Raw genomic sequence first — 20,695 nt, forward strand, 5'->3', positions numbered from 1 at the left:
GCTAGACAGCAAGGGCTCGGTATAGATTGTATGAGCTGATAATGATAATCAACGTCCCCACCAGTATAAGCAGCGTGCGCGCGTGGAGCTTCTTGCATAGCACTGCCGCGAACGGTGCCGCGAACAATCCGCCAAATACCAGTCCCACGATGATGGACCATGTATTTGTTTCCATCAGCAATGTAAAAACGGTGGCGCCTGTCAGCGTCAGAAAGAACTCGGCGAAATTTACCGAGCCGATGGTGGTACGGGGATCATTTCCCGAGCTCATCAATGTTGATGTCACCACCGGACCCCAGCCGCCGCCGCCCGCTGCGTCGACAAAACCACCAAATAGCGCCAGTTTCCCGACGTGCCTGGGAGCATCGTCGCGCAAGCGTAGCGGGCGAAACGCCTTGCTGAGGATGTAAATACCCAGCAGCAGCAAATACGTGGAGATATATGGCTTGAACATAGCGCCATCGACCTGGGTCACCAGTACTGCACCCAATATGCCGCCCAGAATTCCCGGCACCAGCAAACGTATAAACAACGCCTTATTTACGTTACCGAATTTTACGTGCGAAATTCCTGAAACGCCGGTGGTGAAAATCTCGGCGATATGAACGCTGGCGCTCGCCGCACCGGGAGTGGCGCCCGTCGCCAGCAGGAACGTCGTTGCCGTCACGCCATAAGCCATGCCCAACGCGCCGTCCACCACTTGTGCAAAAAACCCGACCAGTACCGCGCTCCAGAACATCGTGCCGCTGAGTGTCTCGCCAATAATTTGCCAACCGCCGAACCAGTTATTGGAAATAAAAAAACGCCCAGTCAAAAAGAGGACCAACCCGATCATAACCACAACAACGAACCACACCGCAGCCTGAAGGAGAGGGTGGGCGCCAGGATGGGAGACGGGTTCCTCAACAGGAGGAAGCCCCAACTGCTGGTGTTCCACGTTTATCGGATTACCGGTCAGATCCAGATTGCGAATCTTCATAAGCTTTGTTTCCTGCCTCTTCCATATGTCGCAACACTATACCGATACGAGCAGCTATGAAGAAATAACCTAATAGAATATGTTTATTCTTTTGTTTTCCCGGCCTTGAGGAGGAGAGAGATCAAAAAGCGCGGCATTTTCCGCGCAGGACAAGCGCCAATAGCAAACCAGTGGATGACTGGGCCCTATCTAATTGCGTCTGGCGATAGCTTAAGCCGGGCCTCGACCTCCGGATTGCGGGAAAACTGGGCGCACCGCGTTGCACTCTCTGGCATCATCGACTAGGCTGAAGTTAGTATCGCGCGTCTCTGATCATTCCATTTTGCAATTGTTTGCCGGTCTGGCGATCCGCAAGGGACGGCTCAGGGTTCCCATGTATTCATAAATAGATTTTGTACTCTACGATGAACCTTGGCGGCCTGCTGGCTGATATTGTACTTATCATTCATTTCATGTTCGTGTTATTTGTCGTCGGCAGTTTGCCGCTGATCTGGGTCGGTGCAAGGATGAGATCACGTTTAGTGCGCAACCGCCGGTTTCGGTTTGCGCATCTTGCCGCTATCCTGTACGTTGCCGCCGAGTCGCTCATTGGCATGATATGTCCGCTCACATGGCTGGAAGACACTTTACGCAACAGGCCGACCGGCGCTGGTTTCATTGAACGCTGGTTGCATCGCATCCTCTTCTATGAGATTCCGGAATGGGTATTTCCAATAGTTTATGTATTGTTTGCGCTTCTGGTCATCATTACTTTCAGGCTGGTTCCGCCGCGCCCTCGTAAGCCTCATCCATGAATCACATTTGATTTCTGCGGGGATAATTGACCCATCTTTCGGCTAAGCGTAAAGTTGGGCTCGAAAAGGTTGAGGTTTCTGCTCTCAAGCTTTTTTGTCGCTGCTAGAACCACCTCCAGGAAATCGTACGAACATGTCTGCGAGAACACTCCTTCATCGTTTCGCCCGCCACAGACGTTTAGGTATCGGCCTCGGCATTTTTGTTGCTGTCATTGTCCTGTTCGGACTGCTGGGTTATTTCTGGCTGCCGGGCTACGCCAAAAACAAGCTCGAGAATGCCCTGTCAGAAGCCCTGCAGCGGCCGGTGACAGTGCAATCAATCGATATTCAACCCTATACGCTGGAGCTGACGGTGCGTGGTTTCCGCATCGGCGAAAAGGAATCGGGTATTGACGCCGGGAAGGCTCTTTTTTCGCTCGACGAGTTGTATACCAATCTCAGCATTGCTTCTGTTGCACGCCGTGCACCGGTGATCAGTTCCGTATCGCTAAAGGCACCCGCGCTGCGTTTGGTTCGGGAAGCCGAAAACCGTTTCAATATTACAGACCTGATCGAAAATTTGATGAAACGGCCCGACGAGGCCGATAAAGGCGATGAAGCAATGTTCTCCGTGAGCAACATTGTTATTGAAGATGGACAGTTCGAATTTGTCGATCGACTCAAAGAGAGTCGCCAGAAAATCTCCGAGATCCGCGTCGGCGTACCGTTTATTGCCAACTTTGAAAGTGATGAGGAAACCTGGGTCGAGCCGCATTTCAGCGCCAAAGTCAATGGGGCGCCGCTCACCCTGAACGGTAAACTGCGACCTTTCACTGAAAATCGCGAAGCAACGCTTGAGCTCAAGCTCAATGACGTCGATTTGACCAATATAGATGAATATTCACCGATCCCGACAGGCATCAGTCTGCTTTCAGGCTATTTTGACAGCGATTTATTGGTGACTTTTACCCAGGTTGCCGGGGAATCCCCAAGTATGGTTTTGACAGGCCGGGCGGCGCTGCGGGGAGTGGAAATCGAGAATCAGGCAGCGGAGATGCCTTATCGCGCAAAGCTCGACCAGCTCGATGTCAAGTTGACTGAAATCAATCTCAACGGGTCGAAACCATCGCATGCCGCACTGGCCTTGACCGAAGCCGCAGTGGTTCGAAAAGGTGAGTCGGATCCGGTGCTGAGGCTGCCGACGTTAAGTGTGGATGAGGTCGTGATCGATTCCAAACGGCAGAGTGTGGCCATAGGCGCAGTGGTGCTGGATCGGTTCAAAGCCGCCGCGCGCCGCGAGGCCGATGGCCGCCTCGACCTGGTAAAACTTGTTGCGCAGGCGCCGGGGACTGAATCGGTGCCGGAGTCCCCTGCTAAAGCGGAGACGGGGAAGCCATGGGCGGCACAGCTTGGCAGCTTGAAGTTAACCGCCGCGGCCTTGCGCTTTGAAGACGATACACTGATAAACGTAGCGCCAATGGTTGTCGATCCACTGGATTTGACCATTAACGACATCGACTTCAGTGGCGCAGCGCCACTGAAACTGGTGCTGAAAGCAGCAATAAATCAACATGGAAGCGTTGAAACAAATGGTTCTCTGGCTTGGGCGCCATTAGCGGCTGATTTCGCGGTAAATGCCAACGATGTTGACCTGGTCGCGCTTCAGGGTTGGGCGGGTGACCGGTTGAATGTACTGCTCACGCAAGGCGCCGCATCCTTCCATGGCAACATCAACGCAGATGGGTCGCCATTAAAAGTGGCGGTAAACGGCAAGGGCCGTTTTACCAATTTCAACGTTCTAGACAAGGTCAGCACGACGGATCTCATGCGTTGGCGAAGTCTTGACATTAACGACATCAAGTTTGTTAATGAACCATTGCGCGTAGATATAGCGTCTATCGCGATTGCCGATTTCTTTGCCCGTGTCGTACTCTCTCCGGAAGGAGAACTTAATCTTAAGCATATCGTTCGACAGGACGATAGCGGACGGACGCCAGCGCAAGCAGTTCCGGCCGAGCCGCGTCCTGTGGAGCAGCAAGCTGCTTCCGCCAAGGCTACGCAGACTACCGCGACAGATGCGTCGCAGCCGCCAGCTCGCAAGCGCATTCCCGTTCATATCGGACGCATTGTGATGCAGGGAGGAAACGTCAATTTCAACGACCAATTCATCAAACCCAACTATCGGGCAAGATTGACGGGTCTTGCCGGCCGGGTTGGTCCTCTGGATCCCCGGAAGTCTGGAGAAATCGATATACGTGGCGCCGTGGATAAAACGGCTCCACTAAAAATCGTGGGCAAAGTCGATGCATTGGGGAGCGAGCTCTTCCTCGACGTCACGGCCTCGGCAAAGGGCATCGATATGCCCACTTTCAGCCCTTATTCCGGCAAATATGTTGGCTACGCAATTGAAAAAGGCAAGTTATCGGTCGATATCCATTATCACGTCGAAAAAGGGGAATTGACGGCGGAAAACAACATTTTCCTTGATCAACTGACTTTCGGCGAAAAAATTGAAAGCCCGGATGCGCTGTCTATTCCGGTAAATCTCGCGCTGGCAGTGCTAAAAAACAGACAGGGAGAAATTGATGTTCATCTGCCAATAAGCGGCTCCCTCAGTGACCCGCAGTTCAGCCTGGGTGGAGTAATAGTCAATGCCATCATCAATCTGCTTACAAAAGCTGTGACCGCGCCTTTCGCGATGCTGGGCTCACTTTTTGGAGGTGAAGAGTTATCCGAAATAACCTTTTTACCGGGTCAGGCACAGCTTACGTCCGAAGCCGAGAAACGCCTTGAGACGTTGTCGAAGGCATTGGCAGACCGGCCCGCCCTCAAACTCGAGATCACGGGCCGGGCGGATCCCTCAAATGATCCTGAAGCTCTGAAACATACGATTCTTGAACGTCGAGTTAAAGCAAAAAAGCTGTCGGAGAAGGTAAAAAAGGGAGAGGCGGCAGGTTCTCTGGATGAGGTCGAGCTGGAACCCGAGGAGTATGCCAAGTATCTGACTCTAGCCTACAAAGAAGAAAAATTCGAGAAGCCAAAGAATGTGATTGGGCTTACAAAAAGCCTGCCGGTACCCGAAATGGAGCAATTAATGCTGGCAAACATCGACGCGGGGGACAGCGAAATGCGGGAACTTGCCGCGCTCCGCGCGATGACCGTACGAGACTGGCTAATCGAGCATGGCGGCGTTTCGGGTGATCGAATGTTTGTGCTTGCGCCAAAAATCGAGGCGGAAGCTGGCGGCACGAAATCCGGCAGCGGGGTGGAATTCTCGCTCAGGTGAGCCACTCAGCCATTTGCCGAAGATTTCCGGAAATACCGGAAATCTTCGCAATCCACGCTTGCCGCCGACCGTACTTCCCGCTGCCTTAAAACTCAACTGCAAACCTCGTTACCCACGCGTCCAGGTTGGCATTATTGAAGGCGGCACTGCGTCTGTCAGTAACCCCGGCCGTATTGACATCCAGCACATGAACATAGTTGGTCATTACGCGCATATTCGAATGAGGATACCAATTAAGGCCGAATTTGACGAGATCAGCCTCCCCTCCCCGGATTACCCCATCGTTCATATTCAGATAGTCATAACCAGCAGCAATTTCCCAAGCGCCCCAACCCGGGCCGTTCAACTGAAAGGCTTGGTGGGGCTTTAATCGATTCCAGGCGCCATTCTTGACGTGATAGGTTCGCGATTCACCCGTTAGAAAATAACTGGCATAGCCGTAATAGCCGAACAACGACTCGCCGCTATAACCATGGCCATAAATATCTGTCTGCAGATACTCCGCCTGAGCCGAAAAGGGCCCATAAACCAGGGCAGTTTCCGCTCCCCAGCGATTGTAACTTTCTACCCGGCGCGAGTCAGGGTCATTCTTGTTTCCCGTGCTCAAGTTGCTGGTGTTCAATACATTGGTACGATCCACGTTGACGGCTGGAAATGCGCCGAAACTCATCCCGCCATTCGCAAAATTGCCATTGCCGAAGTATTGGGTATTGACTCTGGTGTGCGATGCCGAAGCCCCTATATGCAAGAATTTGGTTTCACTTTCCAGCCACGGCCTGCCCGATATACGCCCTGTGCTCGCCCAGCTGATGTCGCCCGAACCATTGTTGCGGCTATTGTTGCCATTCGGGTTAATCGATGTGGCGGCGCTGGACCAGCTGCCAACCGGTTCGGTTTGAAACGCTATCCCGGTTTGCCAGCGCGGGACAGCGTAGTTGACGCCTACACCGGTTTTATAGACGTTGGGGTTATCGAGGAACGTGTTGACGGCCATATTACGTTCAACGAAGGTATAAAAGCGGTTACTGGTAGCTTCTTCCAGACTGAACGGTTCCTTGAACGAGCCTACCTTGACTGACAAGGGATTGTCGAAGTTATAACGGATAAAAGCATCCGTGATCCCGGACGTCACCGCGCCATTTCCGCGGCTGAAATCGTACTCGAATTTATAATCCCACTTCTTGTAAAACGTCCCTTCAACACCAAGACGGGCGCGCCGGATGGTGGCGCCGCTATTTAATTCATAAGGTCGGTCCTCTGCAGCGGGCGACTGGACATCATTGATAATATTGTATTGAGAGTCGACTTGCAGCCGTCCATCAATCGCCGCCGTAAAATTTCCATCCTTGCTTTCAAAATGCAACCCTGGTCCATACTTCATCTTGGTTTTTTCGGTTTCCTTGACTCGCTCTTCGAGCGAGGCCATATCGCTGACAAGACGCGCTTCGCGCATTTTGGCCTTCAATTCTATGTCCCTGCGGAGGGCCATTACCTCTGCCGCGTCGGTCTTTTCGGTTGCGCTATCAGCCGTGCTGTCTGCCCTGGTGTCACCTGTCTTGGCAACTGCCTTGTCTCCGGCCCTGTCTGTCATATTGCCGGCCGGCTTTGCCGCATCTTCTTTCACAAAAGAGCCCATATGCACGCGGCCGGGCCCCGGTTTTGCATAAATCTGCTCGGTTTTGGTATCGACATAAAGGTCGATGGCAAAAGCCGCGGTGGATACACTCGAGCCTAACACGGCGGTGATCGCTAAGGTAAGTCGGGATAGTCTCATCAGTTTTCTCTTCTCGGTTTGTTTATAAAAAAACTGGTGGGAGAATACTGCGGGAAAATGTCTGTTTGATTGCAGTTTTGTAACAGTTTTGTAACAGTTTTATGACAAAGATGATGAGTTTGGGCTAGGGAATATTTAGGCGGGTAATTTGAAGCAAGCTACTGCGGGATTGGCCGGTCCTGAAAAACGTATTGACCATAGACAATACGGCATCCATTCCTATGGACATGTCGTGCATTCCACTTTTCTCGCCGCCGTGATAGTCTATGCGTCGTTACTTGAGCTATTGAGTAAACCGGTCTAGCTTCGCTCCATCATCCATAACCGTTGAAGAGGAACAGCATGGAAATTCACGTATATGACACCTATGTCAAAGCTAAAGATGGCCACACGATGCACTTTGATGTGTTTACCGCAGTAAAAGACGACAAGAAAGCAATCGAATACGCGAAACAGTGGTTAACTTCCATTGGTGAAGGCGATGCCGCAGTGACCAATAGAGAGTGCAATTTTTGCCACAGTCAAAGTGCCCCCGCTAATGTTGCTGACGCAATCAACAAGGATGGATATTTCATCTACAAGATGGAAGGGTGCAGTTAGTTCTCATTCGCGCTCAAGAGGAAGACGGCATGAGCATGAGAGAATCGTGGGGGTAGAAACGGCGAATGAATTTGAAAGACGATGAATATTCGGCACACTCTCCCGACCTTGTTCGCCTGCCGTATTAACATCGGTATTTTCTGTCTTGTATTTGTTTCTCCGCTGTGGGGGAGCGAGCTTGTCAAAACTATCGAACATGTCAAACCATCGATAGTCGGAATAGGAACTGTCCAGAAAACGCGGTCGCCACCGGTAAATTTTCTGGGTACCGGTTTTGTGCTGGACGATGGCCTTCACGTAATCACCAACGCGCATGTTGTTCCAGAGGTATTGGATAATGCGAACAATGAGTCGTATACGGTGATTACAGGCAAGGGAAAAAAACCGGAACTCAGGGCAGCAACCGTCGCCGCGATCGATAAGGATCATGATCTGGTGTTGCTAAAAATCAGCGGGGAGGCCTTACCCGCCATGCAACTGGGGGACGCGAGCAAGGTCCGCGAAGGACAGACCCTCATTTTTACGGGATTCCCGATTGGTATGATTCTGGGATTTTATCCGGTCACTCACCGCGCCATGGTTTCCTCGATTACGCCGATCATTTTGCCTGCGCACAATTCGAGGCAACTTAATGCGAAGATGATCAGCCAGTTGCAAAAACCCGCTTACGCAGTATTTCAACTGGATGGCACTGCCTATCCGGGTAGCAGCGGAAGCCCTCTCTATGACCCTGAAACCGGGCTGGTATACGGCGTGATCAATATGGTATTTGTAAAGGGTAAAAAGGAGGCTGCGCTCAGCAATCCGAGCGGCATAACATATGCCATTCCCGGCAACTATATCCGCGAGCTGCTGCAGCACAAGTAATCAGTGATGAACACGAACTGTTTTAAAGGCCCCATTTCATGACACCCTGTACTGTTCATGGGCTCCGATCCTGGACCATTGTAAACAGGGTTAGGGGTTGAGCGCAAAATGGCCTGAAAGGTAATTGAGTGAATGAATGGTACAGCTTCTTTACCTTCAATAATTGACGAGCGGGCTGGAAGGAGAAACGATGCAAATGGTTACCGTGGCAATAGCGGATACAGACTCCGGGAGGCGAACAAAATTAGAACAGTTCCTGCAAGGCGGACCGGGCATCAGGGTGCTGTCAAATGTCATGCACGCTGGAAGCGATATTTCAAACGATCCTCAACTTGAGCCCCCTGCGGCCGTTATAGCAATTGACGAGGTAGTTGCCAGAATCAGCCAGCTCAAGCCTCGCATCCTTTTTGTCAATCTGGATCAGATTATCTATGGAGACTTTGCCTTGCTGGAGGCTTTGCACCGCGAATGTCCGGAGACACTTGTGCTGTTATTAACCGATAGGGCGGCGCAGGAGGAGCAGATAATTCAAGCTCTGGCTAATGGCGCGCGTGGTTGGTTGAGCCACGAAGCGGATCCATTTTATTTTTTAAAGGCTGTGCGTGTGGTTGATCGCGGTGAGATCTGGGTCACACGTAAAATGCTGGGTAAAATTATGGATAAGGTATTGCATTGATACCACGAATTTTGATGGGAGAGATTCTTGATTTTGCTTGCTAGTTCGTCCCAGGACGACTTGTATGGCTGGGAACAGGGGGTGCATAGCCTCGCTCCCGTATTCTGCTCAACCAACCTTGCCTCGCTCAGGGATGAACTGGTGCGGATAAAGCCTCAAGTCCTCTTGCTCGATCACGATTTGCCCAAATTGGATGGGCCGAGCGGAATTGCGGCCCTCATGAAATTGAATCCGGAGACTAAAGTCGTTATCTTGAGCGGCGCGATAGGCGACGAGGTAGAGTGGGGATTATTCAGGACGGGAGTAAGGGGATGCTGCCGGCGAGATATCGAACCTGAGCAGCTCAAAAATGTCGTTATAGCTGTTCAGCGAGGCGAACTGTGGATACGACGTACGCTTAGCTGGCATCTGCTGAATGAACTGGTTGTGATTACGCGGGAAAAGAACAAGATCAAGCAGGCCGTAGGCGATTTACTCGCAAATCTGACTCGGCGCGAGTACGAAATTGCGACGCTTGTCGGAAATGGTGAAACCAACAAACAGATCGCACGCCGGTTGGCTATTACCGAGCGCACAGTGAAGGCCCATCTGACCGAGGTTTTTCGCAAACTGGACGTTGCCGACCGGCTCAAGCTGGCGTTGATTGTAAAAGGTTCCATATCCTCACGCAACCCGACGCAAATAGAACATTAGTATTATGCCTTTACCCTTTACGCTTGCCTGTTTCATTCTGATCGTTCGTATTCGTAGTCCTAATCTGAAAAATCTCCACCTGGCATAGGTCGATATTTGCCAACAGGAACCCGCCTGTAACTGAATCGACGACCCAATTCCGGGGGCAGTTAATAGTGCCGTTCCGCTTCCATCCTGGGCGCTTTCATGCTGCATCTCCGCAGACCGATAACTCGAATCAATTGGGATTCGCTTTGCTTTATTCTTCAATCATATCGTCCCCTTTCAAGCCATCCCGGGAAAAATCAAGCGGTTTGAAAACCTCCGAAGGCCCGTCCCTCCATTAGCGTACCAAGGTCCAATTGTTCTTGCTGGTGAAGTTGATATGATGCGCTTGTTGCCTGGCGCAAAGATGACTACTCATTGGAAGAATCATCTCATATAATGCTTTCATAAATTAGGGACTTATCTCTGGTAGGCCAGTTATTGCAATTGGCTGAAATGATGGGTTGGTGCTTGATCGCCGTGACAGTTCAGCAATCCATTGCGAAAGGAAAGTCACGTTTCTTGTATCTGGAAGGCAAAAAACGACTGCTCAGGCTATATTTCGGGATTGTCGACAGGCCAAATCATCTTCTCAGAACAGGTGTTCCGCAGCATAACGAGAGGAAACGAAGTTTCTAGCCGAGGCCCCAAGCGTTTAGTCGGATGTAAACTGTGATGCAGGCGCGGCACGAGCACCAGACAAGCAACCGATACCGCCATCAGGCGGACCCATAGAAAAAAAGTGTGGCAGAGCACTGATGAGGAAGAAAATTGTTTCGTATCTATAACCATTTCATTTCCAGAACGGTCATTCTGCTTATTAGTGCGGAAGTTTGCGTGCTGATGTTTATGGTTTATCTGGGAGCCGCTATTCGTTTTTTTGATCCCGTTAAACTCTTTCCCTTCTCTTTCTCATCCCTGTTTCCAGAGGCCGTCACCTTCACCTTCGTCATGATTGTGTCCATGTCGGTCATGGGGCTGTATCAACTCGATTCCCGACTGGATATCAAGGACACTTTATTCCGTCTCATGCCATCCATGGTGTTGGGGTTCGGAGTAACGACCCTGATTTTTTATCTGCTTCCCGACCTCTATCTTGGCCGGGGCATACTGGGATTAGTAATGTTTCTTGCGTTGCCCGGGATTCTCCTGACGCGAGCCGCTTTTCTCAAGTGGTCAAGTTTGGGCATTCTGGAATCTCAGGCGGTCGTCCTGGGCATAGGCAGCAAGGCAAAGGAATTCATCGAACAGGCTAAAAATGACCCTGTCCGCCGGGGATTCCAGATCGTTGGTTTTGTCCCGCTGCCAGATGAAGAGCTTCATGTCCCAGCCTCCGCTGTCTTGCCCAAAGTGGATTCGTTAATGTCGCTGGTCAACCGCTACGGCGTGCGGGAAATCATCATCGCGATTCAGGAACGTAGAGGCGGCTGCTTCCCTATTCAAGACCTGCTGGAATGCAAGCTGAACGGAATAAAAGTGACCGACTCAGCCGCTTTCTTCGAGCGGGAACGGGGCCAGATCCGGTTGAATTCCCTTTATCCGAGCTGGCTGGTTTTTGGTGGGGGGTTCGATCAAAGTCTCCTCAGATCCGGTATCAAGCGTATTTTCGACCTTGCTGCGAGCGGCGTTCTTCTGGCTGTTACGTTACCTGTAATGCTCGTCACGGCTCTCTGTATTCTTTTTGAGGACGGTGCGCCCGTTTTTTACCGACAGGAAAGGGTTGGAAAAGGCGGGAAAACATTTATGGTTCTAAAATTCCGCAGTATGCGAAATGATGCGGAGAAGAGCGGGAAACCGCAATGGGCGGCAGCAGATGACCCTCGCGTAACGCGCGTGGGCAGAATTATCCGAAAATTGAGAATTGACGAGCTTCCACAGATATTCAATGTTTTAAACGGGGATATGAGTTTCGTCGGTCCTCGTCCGGAAAGGCCATATTTTGTAAACCAGCTTTGCATGGAAGTTCCTTATTACAATGTAAGGCACAGCATCAAGCCGGGAATCACGGGGTGGGCACAGGTCCGCTACAGGTATGGCGCGTCCGTGGATGACGCCATCGAAAAGCTTCAGTACGACTTGTACTACGTGAAGAACCATAGCTTGTTCCTGGATGTCATTATTCTGATAGATACCGTTGAAGTTGTTGTGCTGGGTAAGGGCGGGAGATGATTCGGGAATCTCTGAATAGGCCCCGAGTCTGGTGGAACGGATCGCTATTTCTTCAACCGGTTGGGAAATGAGCGGCAAAACCGGATATCCATTGCGTTCCACCCTCGGGCGCCTCAATCAAGGTGGATGCGCCGGCTCCGGCCTTTGTCTCGTCACCTGCAGGCACTCGGGTTTTGACAGCTCAGCCGTCGACCGAGCAGCGGTCTGACATGCTGACGAGCATCGCGACAGCCAGTTATTCCATCGCTGCAGTGGCGCATTTTGCTCTGGCCGTGCTCCTGTTGACGAGTTGGCGGGGTCGTCTGCATGGGATAGTGCTGCCTGTCGCTTGTCTCCTTTCTGCGCTGTGGGCGGCATTGCTCGCGTCTCGAGCTATCCATGATCTTGCTCTATCTCTTTTGACAGATGTGCTGGAAATCCTAAGAAACGCAGGCTGGTCCGCGTTTTTAATTACATTGCTGGGGCTGTATCGACGGGAAAATTCATCATTTCCGAAGATGAGTCCGGTCATGGCGGCAATCGTGGCGCTTTACGTTGGGTGCATTATTGCCGCCTTTTACTCTCACGGGAATTTCGACTTTTCGTCGCATGAAACGATCGACTTCATCAACAACATTGTTGGAAGTCTGGCAATGGCAATACTCGGCATGATTCTGGTTGAGCAGCTTTACAGGAATACGCCTGTCAAGCAACGTTGGGGCATAAAATTCGCCTGCCTCGGCATAGGTGCAATTTTTGCTTATGATTTTTTTCTCTATAGCGACGCATTGCTCCTTAGGCAAGTGAACCCCGAAATCTGGGCCGCGCGCGGGATAGTTAATGCGCTGGTCGTTCCACTTATCGCCGTGTCGGCTGCACGTAATCCCCAATGGTCGGTCGGCATCACGGTGTCCCGTCGCATTCTCTTCTATTCAGTCGCACTGTTTGGCGCCGCCGCATATCTGCTGACAATGGCCGCTGCCGGTTACTATCTGCGTTTTTTCGGGGGGGGCTGGGGCACGGTCATGCAGGTGAGTTTCCTGTTTGGCGCTGTGATTCTGCTATTGGTCGTACTGTTCTCGGGCACGTTGCGTTCCTGGCTCAGAGTCTTTATCAGTAAACATTTTTTCAGTTACAACTACGACTATCGGGAAGAATGGCTGCATTTTACGCGCACTCTCTCAGAGGGCGAACACGGACTGGGAGAACGCGTGATCCAGGCGTTGGCGCAACTGGTGGAAAGCCCCGGCGGCGGCTTGTGGTTATGCCGGGAATCCGGTAATTGCGAACCTGTAACACATTGGAATATGCCGTCGGCGGGCGGACTTGAGCCGCTGGATAGCCCTTTCTGTCTATTTCTGGGAAACAGGGAATGGGTGATTGATTTGCAGGAATACGCTGCAAATCCCGAAAAATATTCGGGAGTCCCCCTGCCCCAATGGTTGCCACACATCTACAGGGCGTGGCTTGTGGTACCACTGATCCAGCACCGGAAATTGTTTGGTTTTGTGGTGTTGGCGGAGCCGAGAAGCAGAGTCAAACTGAACTGGGAGGTGAGCGACCTGCTCAAGGTGGCCGGCAATCAGGCAGCAAGTTATCTTGCGCAGCATGAGGCGGCCAATGCGCTCATGGTGGCGCGCCAGTTTGAGTCTTTTAACCGCATGTCGACTTTCGTCGTGCATGACTTGAAGAATCTGGTTTCCCAATTATCTCTTTTGCTTTCCAATGCCGAAAAACATAAGACAAATCCGGAGTTTCAGCGGGATATGGTCGAAACCGTATATCTCTCGGTTCAAAAGATGAAACGGCTCCTGGAAAAATTGAGCAGCAGCGATTCACCGGACAAAGCGGTTCCTCTCGTTATTGCGCGGTTGTTACAAGAGGCAGTAAAGAGCAAATCCGTTGCCGAGCCAAAACCCCTCCTTGATATACAGGATTCCAGCATTACAGTATGCGCAAACTCATCGCGCCTTGAACGCGTTCTCGGCCACCTGATTCAGAATGCGATTGAAGCGACTTCACGAAATGGGCAGGTCCAGGTTCGGCTGAAAAGAGAACAAGAATTTGCCATAGTCGAGATAAAGGACACGGGTCATGGAATGAGCGAAGAATTCATTCGTGAAAAGCTTTTCAAGCCGTTTGAATCCACGAAATCCGCCGGTATGGGGATAGGTGTCTTTGAAAGCAGGGAATATGTCTCTGAATTGGGCGGAAAACTGGAGGTTAGCAGCAGCGAATCGAATGGCACCGTTTTTCGCATCGTCCTGCCTCTTCATCAAGCAGATCAGGTCTTCAAAGCGGTTACATAGCGTGATGATAAATTCGATACTCCTGGCAGATGACAGTAAGGTACGTCCGATCCAAGCGCGAAGCGAGCTGACAAACTATGTCATCTCATTCATTGGTCAATGCCTGGCGTTTAGAGTGTTGAGTAGCGTTTCGAATAGTAGATGTTTTTTAAGAAGCAAGTTGGATTGATCCATATCAGTATCCGTTAATGAAGAGGACCCAAGTGAGTCAAGATAAAAAGAGTCTGTTAATAATTGAAGATGACCCGGGCCTTCAGCGCCAGATGCGCTGGAGCTTTGATGCTCATGAGGTGCTGGTTGCAAGTGATCGTGAAAGCGCCCTCGCTCTGGTTCGGCGGCATGAGCCGGCTGTTGTTACCATGGATTTGGGACTTCCCCCCGACCCCGACGGCGCTTCGGAAGGACTGGCTACGCTGGCCCAGATTCTTGAGCTTGCGCCAGACACCAAAGTGATTGTTTTAACCGGCAATCAGGATCACGGAAACGCGTTAAAGGCTATCGGCGCCGGCGCTTACGATTTTCACCAGAAACCTTTTGACCCGGACATGCTGGGCCTGGTGGTGGAAAGAGCTTACTACTTGTATGCATTGCAGCAAGAGAACCTCAGATTGTTGCAAACCCAGGCGTATTCACTTATCGGTGGAATTTTAACCCGCGACCCGGCGCTGGTTAAGGTGTGTCGCAACGTCGAAAAAGTGGCGCCATCGGATGCCACAGTTATACTATTGGGCGAGAGCGGCACAGGTAAGGAAATTCTGGCAAGAGCGCTTCACCAATCCAGCGCCAGGCGAGAGAAACGCTTCATGGCGATCAACTGTGCAGCGATTCCCGAAACGCTTCTGGAAAGCGAATTATTTGGCTATGAAAAAGGTGCCTACACTGGAGCGGTCAAACAGACTCCGGGTAAAATTGAATTGGCGAATGAAGGTACTTTTTTTCTTGACGAGGTCGGTGATTTGCCCATGCCGTTACAGGCAAAACTTCTCCGCTTTTTGCAGGAAAGGGTAATCGAAAGAGTCGGAGGGCGTAAAGAAATCCCGGTCGACGTCCGTATTGTTTGCGCAACGCACCAGAACCTGAAGAAACTGATAGAAGAAGGCCGTTTTCGTGAAGACCTTTATTACCGTCTGAGCGAAATCGTTATCACAATTCCTCCATTACGAGAGCGGGTGGGAGATGCAGCGCTGCTTGCGCATCACTTCAAGAATAAGTTCAGTGCCCAGGAGAGGCGGCCCTCCCTCAATTTCAGCCAGGAAGCGCTTGCGGCGATTGAAAGCCATCCCTGGCCGGGCAATGTGCGGGAAATGGAGAACTGCATCAAGCGCGCCGTAATCATGGCTGATGGTCCCATCATCAGCGCGGATGATCTCGGGTTGCAGGCTTCAGCCGGTTCAACGGAACCAATCAACCTCCGTCAGGTGCGTGACAAGGCAGAACGCGATGCCTTGATGAAAGCGCTGGCAAGAGTGGATGGGAATGTGGTCAAGGCGGCGGAACTGCTGGGCGTCAGCCGCCCCACCATATACGATCTGATGAGTCGGCACCGTCTAAAATAGACCCAGCTATATATAACATCTTTTAAGCAATAACATCTTTCAAGCTCTCTCTTTTACCTGCCGGCTTCTTATTCCGATGACAGACCTCCTCCACGAGTTCATTTTTAGATCCGCTGATCGTTTTCCCGACCAGCAAGCGTTGATTCATCAGAAAAACCGGATAAGCTATGCCGACCTGGCCAAGGATATTAATTCAGTTGGCGCGGCCATGCTGGCTTTGGGACTTGGCCGGGCGGAGCGCGTTGCCGTTTATCTGGAAAAGCGCCTGGAAACCGTTATCGCCCTATTCGGCGCGACAGCGGCGGGCGGTGTTTTCGTACCGGTCAACCCGCTCCTGAAACCGGAACAGGTCGCTTATATCCTGCGCGATTGCAATGTAAGGATTCTGGTGACCTCAGCCGACCGGTTAAAACTGCTCTCCACGGTTTTAAGCCAGTGTCACGACCTGCACGCAGTGATGGTGGTCAATCCTGCAGCGGCTCCAACGACCATTTCGGGTCTGAACATCGTACCTTGGGAGAACGCGCTCGTTGAAGGCGGGCACATCAAGGCCCATCATAGTAATAGTATCGACGGCGATATGGCCGCCATTCTTTACACTTCCGGAAGCACCGGAAAGCCAAAAGGTGTAGTTCTTTCCCACCGCAACATGGTGGCAGGAGCAAAGAGCGTAGCCCAGTACTTGAAAAATACCCCGGATGACAGGATTCTGTCGGTACTGCCGCTGAGTTTTGACTACGGGCTCAGCCAGCTTACCACGGCATTTCATGTCGGCGCTACCGGCGTCCTGATGAATTATCTGCTTCCGAGGGATATCATCGATACCGTTGAGGAAGAGAAGATCACAGGTCTTGCTGCCGTGCCTCCCTTGTGGATTGAATTGACCCGATTGAACTGGCCAGGGAATATTTCGCTGCGTTATATTACCAATTCCGGCGGCGCTATGCCGCGCGCGACGCTCGACTCGTTGCGCAGTGCCCTTCCCGGTACCGCCATATATCTTATGTATGGCCTGACTGAAGCGTTTCGGTCGACTTTTCTCCCCCCGGAGGAAGTGCAGACGCGTCCCGACTCCATAGGCAAGGCCATTCCAAACGCCGAAGTGATGGTGGTGCGCGACGATGGGTCGCTCTGCACTGCGGGAGAACCGGGAGAGCTGGTGCATCGGGGCGCGCTGGTTTCGATGGGATATTGGAACGATCCGGAAAAGACTGCTGAACGTTTCAAACCCGTTCCATCCCAGCAATCCGGGCTGACTATTCCCGAATTGGCGGTATGGTCGGGCGATACCGTACGGATGGATGAAGAAGGCTTCCTGTATTTCATCGGGCGCCGCGACGAAATGATCAAGACGTCCGGTTATCGTGTCAGCCCTACCGAAGTCGAAGAAGTGATCTATGGCACTGAACTGGTGGGAGAAGCTGCTGCGGTCGGCGTCCCTCACCCGGTGTTGGGTCAGGCTATCGTTTTGATCACAACGCCCCGGGCGGGCACGAAGCTTGACCAGGACGCATTGCTGGCGGCCTGCAAGCTTCAGCTTCCCGCGTTTATGCTGCCCAGCCGGATCGAATGCAGGGAGGGCAGTTTACCCCGCAACCCTAACGGCAAAATTGATCGCAGACTCCTTGCACAGGAACTGCAGGATGCCATGGAACCTGAGGTATGAGTAATGTTCGGCCGAAGCACGCGCCCGCCATTCAATTTCCAGTTCGCGACGACTGTCTTCAGATCGGGGGCATGTCCCTCATCCGCTTGGCGCAGCGAGTAGGCAGAACTCCATTCTACGCTTATGACCGGCAACGGATTACCGGACGGGTTGCCCTTCTGCGTCAACATCTGCCTGCAGAGATTCACCTCCACTACGCGATGAAGGCGAATCCCATGCCTGCGGTCGTGCAGCATATGGCGAGCTTGGTGGATGGGATAGATGTGGCATCGGCAGGCGAAATGAAAATCGCGCTCGATACGCCAACGTCTTCGTGTCAGATCAGTTTTGCCGGACCAGGAAAGGCCGACAACGAACTTTCCTCCGCGATTGCCGCAGGCATCGTCCTGAACATGGAGTCAGAGCAGGAAATGGAGCGTATTGCCAAACTGGGGAATCACTTGGGCATACGTCCTAAGGTAGCGGTTCGTGTCAATCCGGATTTCGAACTCAAATCCTCCAGCATGAAAATGGGCGGCGGCCCGAAGCAATTTGGCGTCGACGCAGAGCGGGTCCCCGCCATGCTTGCCCGGATAGGGAAACTTGGGCTGGATTTCGAAGGGTTTCATATTTTCAGTGGTTCACAAAACCTGAAGGTGGCGGCCCTTCAAGAATCCCATGAAAAAACAATCCAGCTCGGCATCGCGCTTGCCGAACACGCCCCCGGTCCAGTTCGTTTGTTGAATATCGGTGGCGGTTTCGGTGTACCGTATTTCCCAGGCGATGAAGCATTGGACGTGGCGGCGGTCGGCAAAAACCTGCGGCAGCTCATGCCTGAGGTCAAACGGCAGCTTCCAGACGCGCGCGTAGTGATCGAGCTCGGACGGTATCTGGTAGCGGAGGCTGGCATTTATGTCTGCCGGGTACTCGAACGAAAAGAATCCAGGGGGCAATTGTTCCTGGTGACTGATGGCGGCTTGCATCATCATCTCGCCGCTTCCGGAAATTTTGGCCAGGTGATCCGCAAGAATTATCCTGTTGTCGTCGGCAATCGGGTGGAAAGCGCAGAACGGGAAATTGTTTCGGTTGTGGGGCCGCTTTGCACGCCGCTGGATCTGCTGGCGGACAGGATGGAAATGAGCAAAGCGGAAGCGGGCGACTTGATTGTCGTTTTTCAGTCGGGCGCTTACGGCTTGACCGCGAGTCCGACGGCATTCCTCAGCCATCCGGCACCCGCAGAAGTGCTGGTTTAGTAACAACAGCAACATTTATGGATTTCGCGACGCAGCGCCATCCATTCACGCGCATGGCAGGAAGCCAGCAATTACCAAAAGCATGGGAAGGATAATGTTCAAAAAAAACGGAGAGTTGCTGTGAGCGGATTGTGCGGCTGGATAGGTCATGGTAATTCCGTTGCTGAAAACTTGCAGCTTGTCCGGCTAATGGCCGGGCCGCTAGCCCGTGCCGACGGCAGTGGTGCGCATACATCTGCAGGAGTCAATGGCGCTCTGGCAGTGGTCGCGCATGCCCATAGTGCCAGTATTTATCAAAAGGACGGGCTTCACGTTGCATTATGGGGACGAGCCGGCTTTCTCGAACCGCGCCTGGCCCAGCTTGCGCAATCCGAGGGTGTTGCAAAAACACTGGCTGACAATTGGAGGGAAAGAAGGGATAAAATTTTTACGAGTCTGACAGGCGCGTTTTCCTGCTGCATCCTGGACGAAAACGCCAATGAGGTCGCACTGGCAACCGACCGTATGGGTACATACCCCATTTCCTATGAGGCGTCAGCAGGAGGATTGGTCTTCGGCTCCTCGGCGGACGCCATAAACTTGCACCCGATGATTAAATCGGAGATTGCGCCGCAGAGCTTGTACAACTACGTTTATTTTCACATGGTGCCGGGCCCCGACACGATTTATCAGGGGCAGAAGCGCCTTTTGCCTGGTGAATATCTGGTTTATCGAAACGGAAGTGTTGAGGCTGGCCAGTATTGGGAAATGAAATTCCTGGAAGATGACAGGCGTCCTTTTCAGGAGCTCCAGCAGGATTTTCTGAACGTATTACGTTCAAGTGTGCGCGATGCGGCTGGAGATCAGGAGGTCGGTGCTTTTCTTAGCGGCGGAACCGACAGCTCGACGATAGCTGGAATATTGGGCGAAGTAACCGGACAACCGGCGCGCACGTATTCCATTGGTTTCGATGCCTCCGGTTATGATGAAATGGAATACGCGCGCATTGCAGCGAGACATTTCGCTACCCGGCACCAGGAATACTATGTCACGCCCGAGGACATCGTGGCCGCCATTCCTCAGGTTGCTGCGATTTTCGATCAACCTTTCGGTAACTCTTCCGCAATACCCGCCTATTATTGTGCGCGCATGGCTAAAGCTGACGGTCTGACCATGATGCTGGGGGAGATGGGGGGGACGAACTATTCGGCGGCAATGTTCGTTATGCCAAGCAGCATCTGTTTTCCCTCTATGAGCAAGCGCCGTCCCTGGTGCGCAAGGGAATTATTGAGCCGCTGGTTTTCGGCGTTCCCGGCGGAGCGGCCTTGCCGCTGATAAGCAAGGCCCGCAGTTATATCGAGCAGGCATCGATCCCGATGCCGGCGCGTACGGAGACTTATAATTTGCTGGACCGCTACGGTCATGGAGCTGTTTTTACCCGGGAATTTCTGGATACGGTAAACCCCGGCTATCCGGCTGGCCTTTTAAGCGAAATCTACCACCGGGGCAATGCCAAAAGTTTGATAAACCGCATGCTCGCTTTCGATCGAAAGTTCACGCTTGCGGATAATGATCTGCCCAAAGTAGCGAAGGCTTGCGAGCTGGCAGGAATGGATGTGGCGTTTCCACTTATCAGTGACGAGATAGTGGCTTTTTCCCTGCGGCTTGAACCTCATCTGAAGCTCAAGGGCACCAAATTGCGTTATTTTTTCAAAGAAGCGCTTCGAGGATTCCTGCCGGACGATATCATCGCCAAGCAAAAACACGGCTTCGGACTCCCTTTCGGCGTATGGCTCCAAACTCACAAGCCATTGCAGGCCTTGGCGGCGGACAGCCTGAGCGACCTCAAGTCACGTAACATCATACGCGCTGATTTTATCGACAAGCTACTGGATCAGCATCTGGACGAACATGCGGGATACCACGGCACCATGGTTTGGGTGCTGATGATGCTGGAGCAGTGGTACAGGCAGAGGTAGTACCAAACCCGATTCTCGTGACTTGTAATCGAGGCTGCAATCGTCTGTTTTTTGCTGACTCTCGCCCCCTCCGCGCTCGTACAAGGTCCATTTGGCGCACTTCACGTAGCGCGATGCGGATAAGCCTCAAGGGGGCTCCCCCAAGGCCATTCCC

At 52.2% G+C, this 20,695-nt stretch carries 14 protein-coding genes and 1 pseudogene; 13 read left to right on the forward strand and 2 right to left on the reverse strand.

What is annotated here, in order from left to right; translation table 11 throughout:
• Position 1: 1 nt before the first annotated feature.
• Positions 2–979, reverse strand: a complete 978-nt coding sequence (locus CRO05_RS03010; protein ID WP_097065750.1) for a sulfite exporter TauE/SafE family protein — start codon at positions 977–979, stop codon at positions 2–4.
• A gap of 404 nt (positions 980–1,383) precedes the next feature.
• Here CRO05_RS03010 and CRO05_RS03015 point away from each other — a divergent pair, with 404 nt between their 5' ends.
• On the forward strand, positions 1,384–1,773 hold the full coding sequence (locus CRO05_RS03015; RefSeq protein WP_181319854.1) for a DUF2784 domain-containing protein: 390 nt from the start codon (positions 1,384–1,386) through the stop codon (positions 1,771–1,773).
• A gap of 133 nt (positions 1,774–1,906) precedes the next feature.
• Positions 1,907–5,038 (forward strand): DUF748 domain-containing protein, encoded by a 3,132-nt coding sequence (locus CRO05_RS03020; protein WP_097065751.1) that lies wholly within the window; start codon positions 1,907–1,909, stop codon positions 5,036–5,038.
• Between the two features lie 85 nt (positions 5,039–5,123).
• Here CRO05_RS03020 and CRO05_RS03025 read toward each other — a convergent pair whose 3' ends face one another.
• Entirely contained in the window at positions 5,124–6,812 is a 1,689-nt protein-coding gene (locus tag CRO05_RS03025) for an OprO/OprP family phosphate-selective porin (RefSeq protein WP_097065752.1), read from the reverse strand.
• A gap of 148 nt (positions 6,813–6,960) precedes the next feature.
• On the opposite strand from CRO05_RS03025, the gene CRO05_RS15440 reads away from it, so the two are divergent.
• The 11 genes and pseudogenes from CRO05_RS15440 to CRO05_RS03075 all read left to right on the forward strand — a co-directional run bounded on the left by CRO05_RS15440 (position 6,961) and on the right by CRO05_RS03075 (position 20,541).
• Positions 6,961–7,116: a hypothetical protein gene (locus CRO05_RS15440; protein WP_159462691.1), complete on the forward strand. Its 156-nt coding sequence runs from the start codon at positions 6,961–6,963 to the stop codon at positions 7,114–7,116.
• 38 nt (positions 7,117–7,154) lie between these two features.
• Positions 7,155–7,412, forward strand: coding sequence for a DUF2024 family protein (locus tag CRO05_RS03030; protein WP_097065753.1), 258 nt, complete (start codon positions 7,155–7,157; stop codon positions 7,410–7,412).
• An 81-nt stretch (positions 7,413–7,493) separates the two neighbouring features.
• A complete protein-coding gene (locus CRO05_RS03035) occupies positions 7,494–8,279 on the forward strand; it encodes a serine protease (protein WP_097065754.1) in 786 nt (261 codons plus the stop codon).
• Positions 8,280–8,469: 190 nt separating this feature from the next.
• Entirely contained in the window at positions 8,470–8,955 is a 486-nt protein-coding gene (locus CRO05_RS03040) for a response regulator transcription factor (RefSeq protein ID WP_097065755.1), read from the forward strand.
• A 27-nt stretch (positions 8,956–8,982) separates the two neighbouring features.
• Positions 8,983–9,648 carry a response regulator transcription factor gene (locus tag CRO05_RS03045; protein WP_097065756.1) on the forward strand — a complete coding sequence of 222 codons (666 nt, stop codon included), beginning with the start codon at positions 8,983–8,985 and terminating at the stop codon, positions 9,646–9,648.
• Positions 9,649–10,443: 795 nt separating this feature from the next.
• Positions 10,444–11,841, forward strand: a complete 1,398-nt coding sequence (locus CRO05_RS03050; protein ID WP_097065757.1) for a TIGR03013 family XrtA/PEP-CTERM system glycosyltransferase — start codon at positions 10,444–10,446, stop codon at positions 11,839–11,841.
• Between the two features lie 209 nt (positions 11,842–12,050).
• Positions 12,051–14,129, forward strand: a complete 2,079-nt coding sequence (gene prsK / locus CRO05_RS03055; RefSeq protein WP_097065758.1) for an XrtA/PEP-CTERM system histidine kinase PrsK — start codon at positions 12,051–12,053, stop codon at positions 14,127–14,129.
• A gap of 203 nt (positions 14,130–14,332) precedes the next feature.
• Positions 14,333–15,685, forward strand: coding sequence for a PEP-CTERM-box response regulator transcription factor (prsR, locus tag CRO05_RS03060; protein ID WP_097066635.1), 1,353 nt, complete (start codon positions 14,333–14,335; stop codon positions 15,683–15,685).
• 76 nt (positions 15,686–15,761) lie between these two features.
• On the forward strand, positions 15,762–17,351 hold the full coding sequence (locus CRO05_RS03065; RefSeq protein ID WP_097065759.1) for an acyl-CoA ligase (AMP-forming), exosortase A system-associated: 1,590 nt from the start codon (positions 15,762–15,764) through the stop codon (positions 17,349–17,351).
• Positions 17,348–18,583 (forward strand): pyridoxal-dependent decarboxylase, exosortase A system-associated, encoded by a 1,236-nt coding sequence (locus CRO05_RS03070; protein WP_097065760.1) that lies wholly within the window; start codon positions 17,348–17,350, stop codon positions 18,581–18,583. Before CRO05_RS03065 ends, CRO05_RS03070 begins: the two co-directional genes overlap by 4 nt.
• A 189-nt stretch (positions 18,584–18,772) precedes the next feature.
• A pseudogene (locus CRO05_RS03075) lies at positions 18,773–20,541 on the forward strand (asparagine synthetase B).
• Positions 20,542–20,695 lie beyond the last annotated feature (154 nt).

The organism is Nitrosovibrio sp. Nv4 (assembly GCF_900215485.1).
GTDB lineage: Bacteria > Pseudomonadota > Gammaproteobacteria > Burkholderiales > Nitrosomonadaceae > Nitrosospira.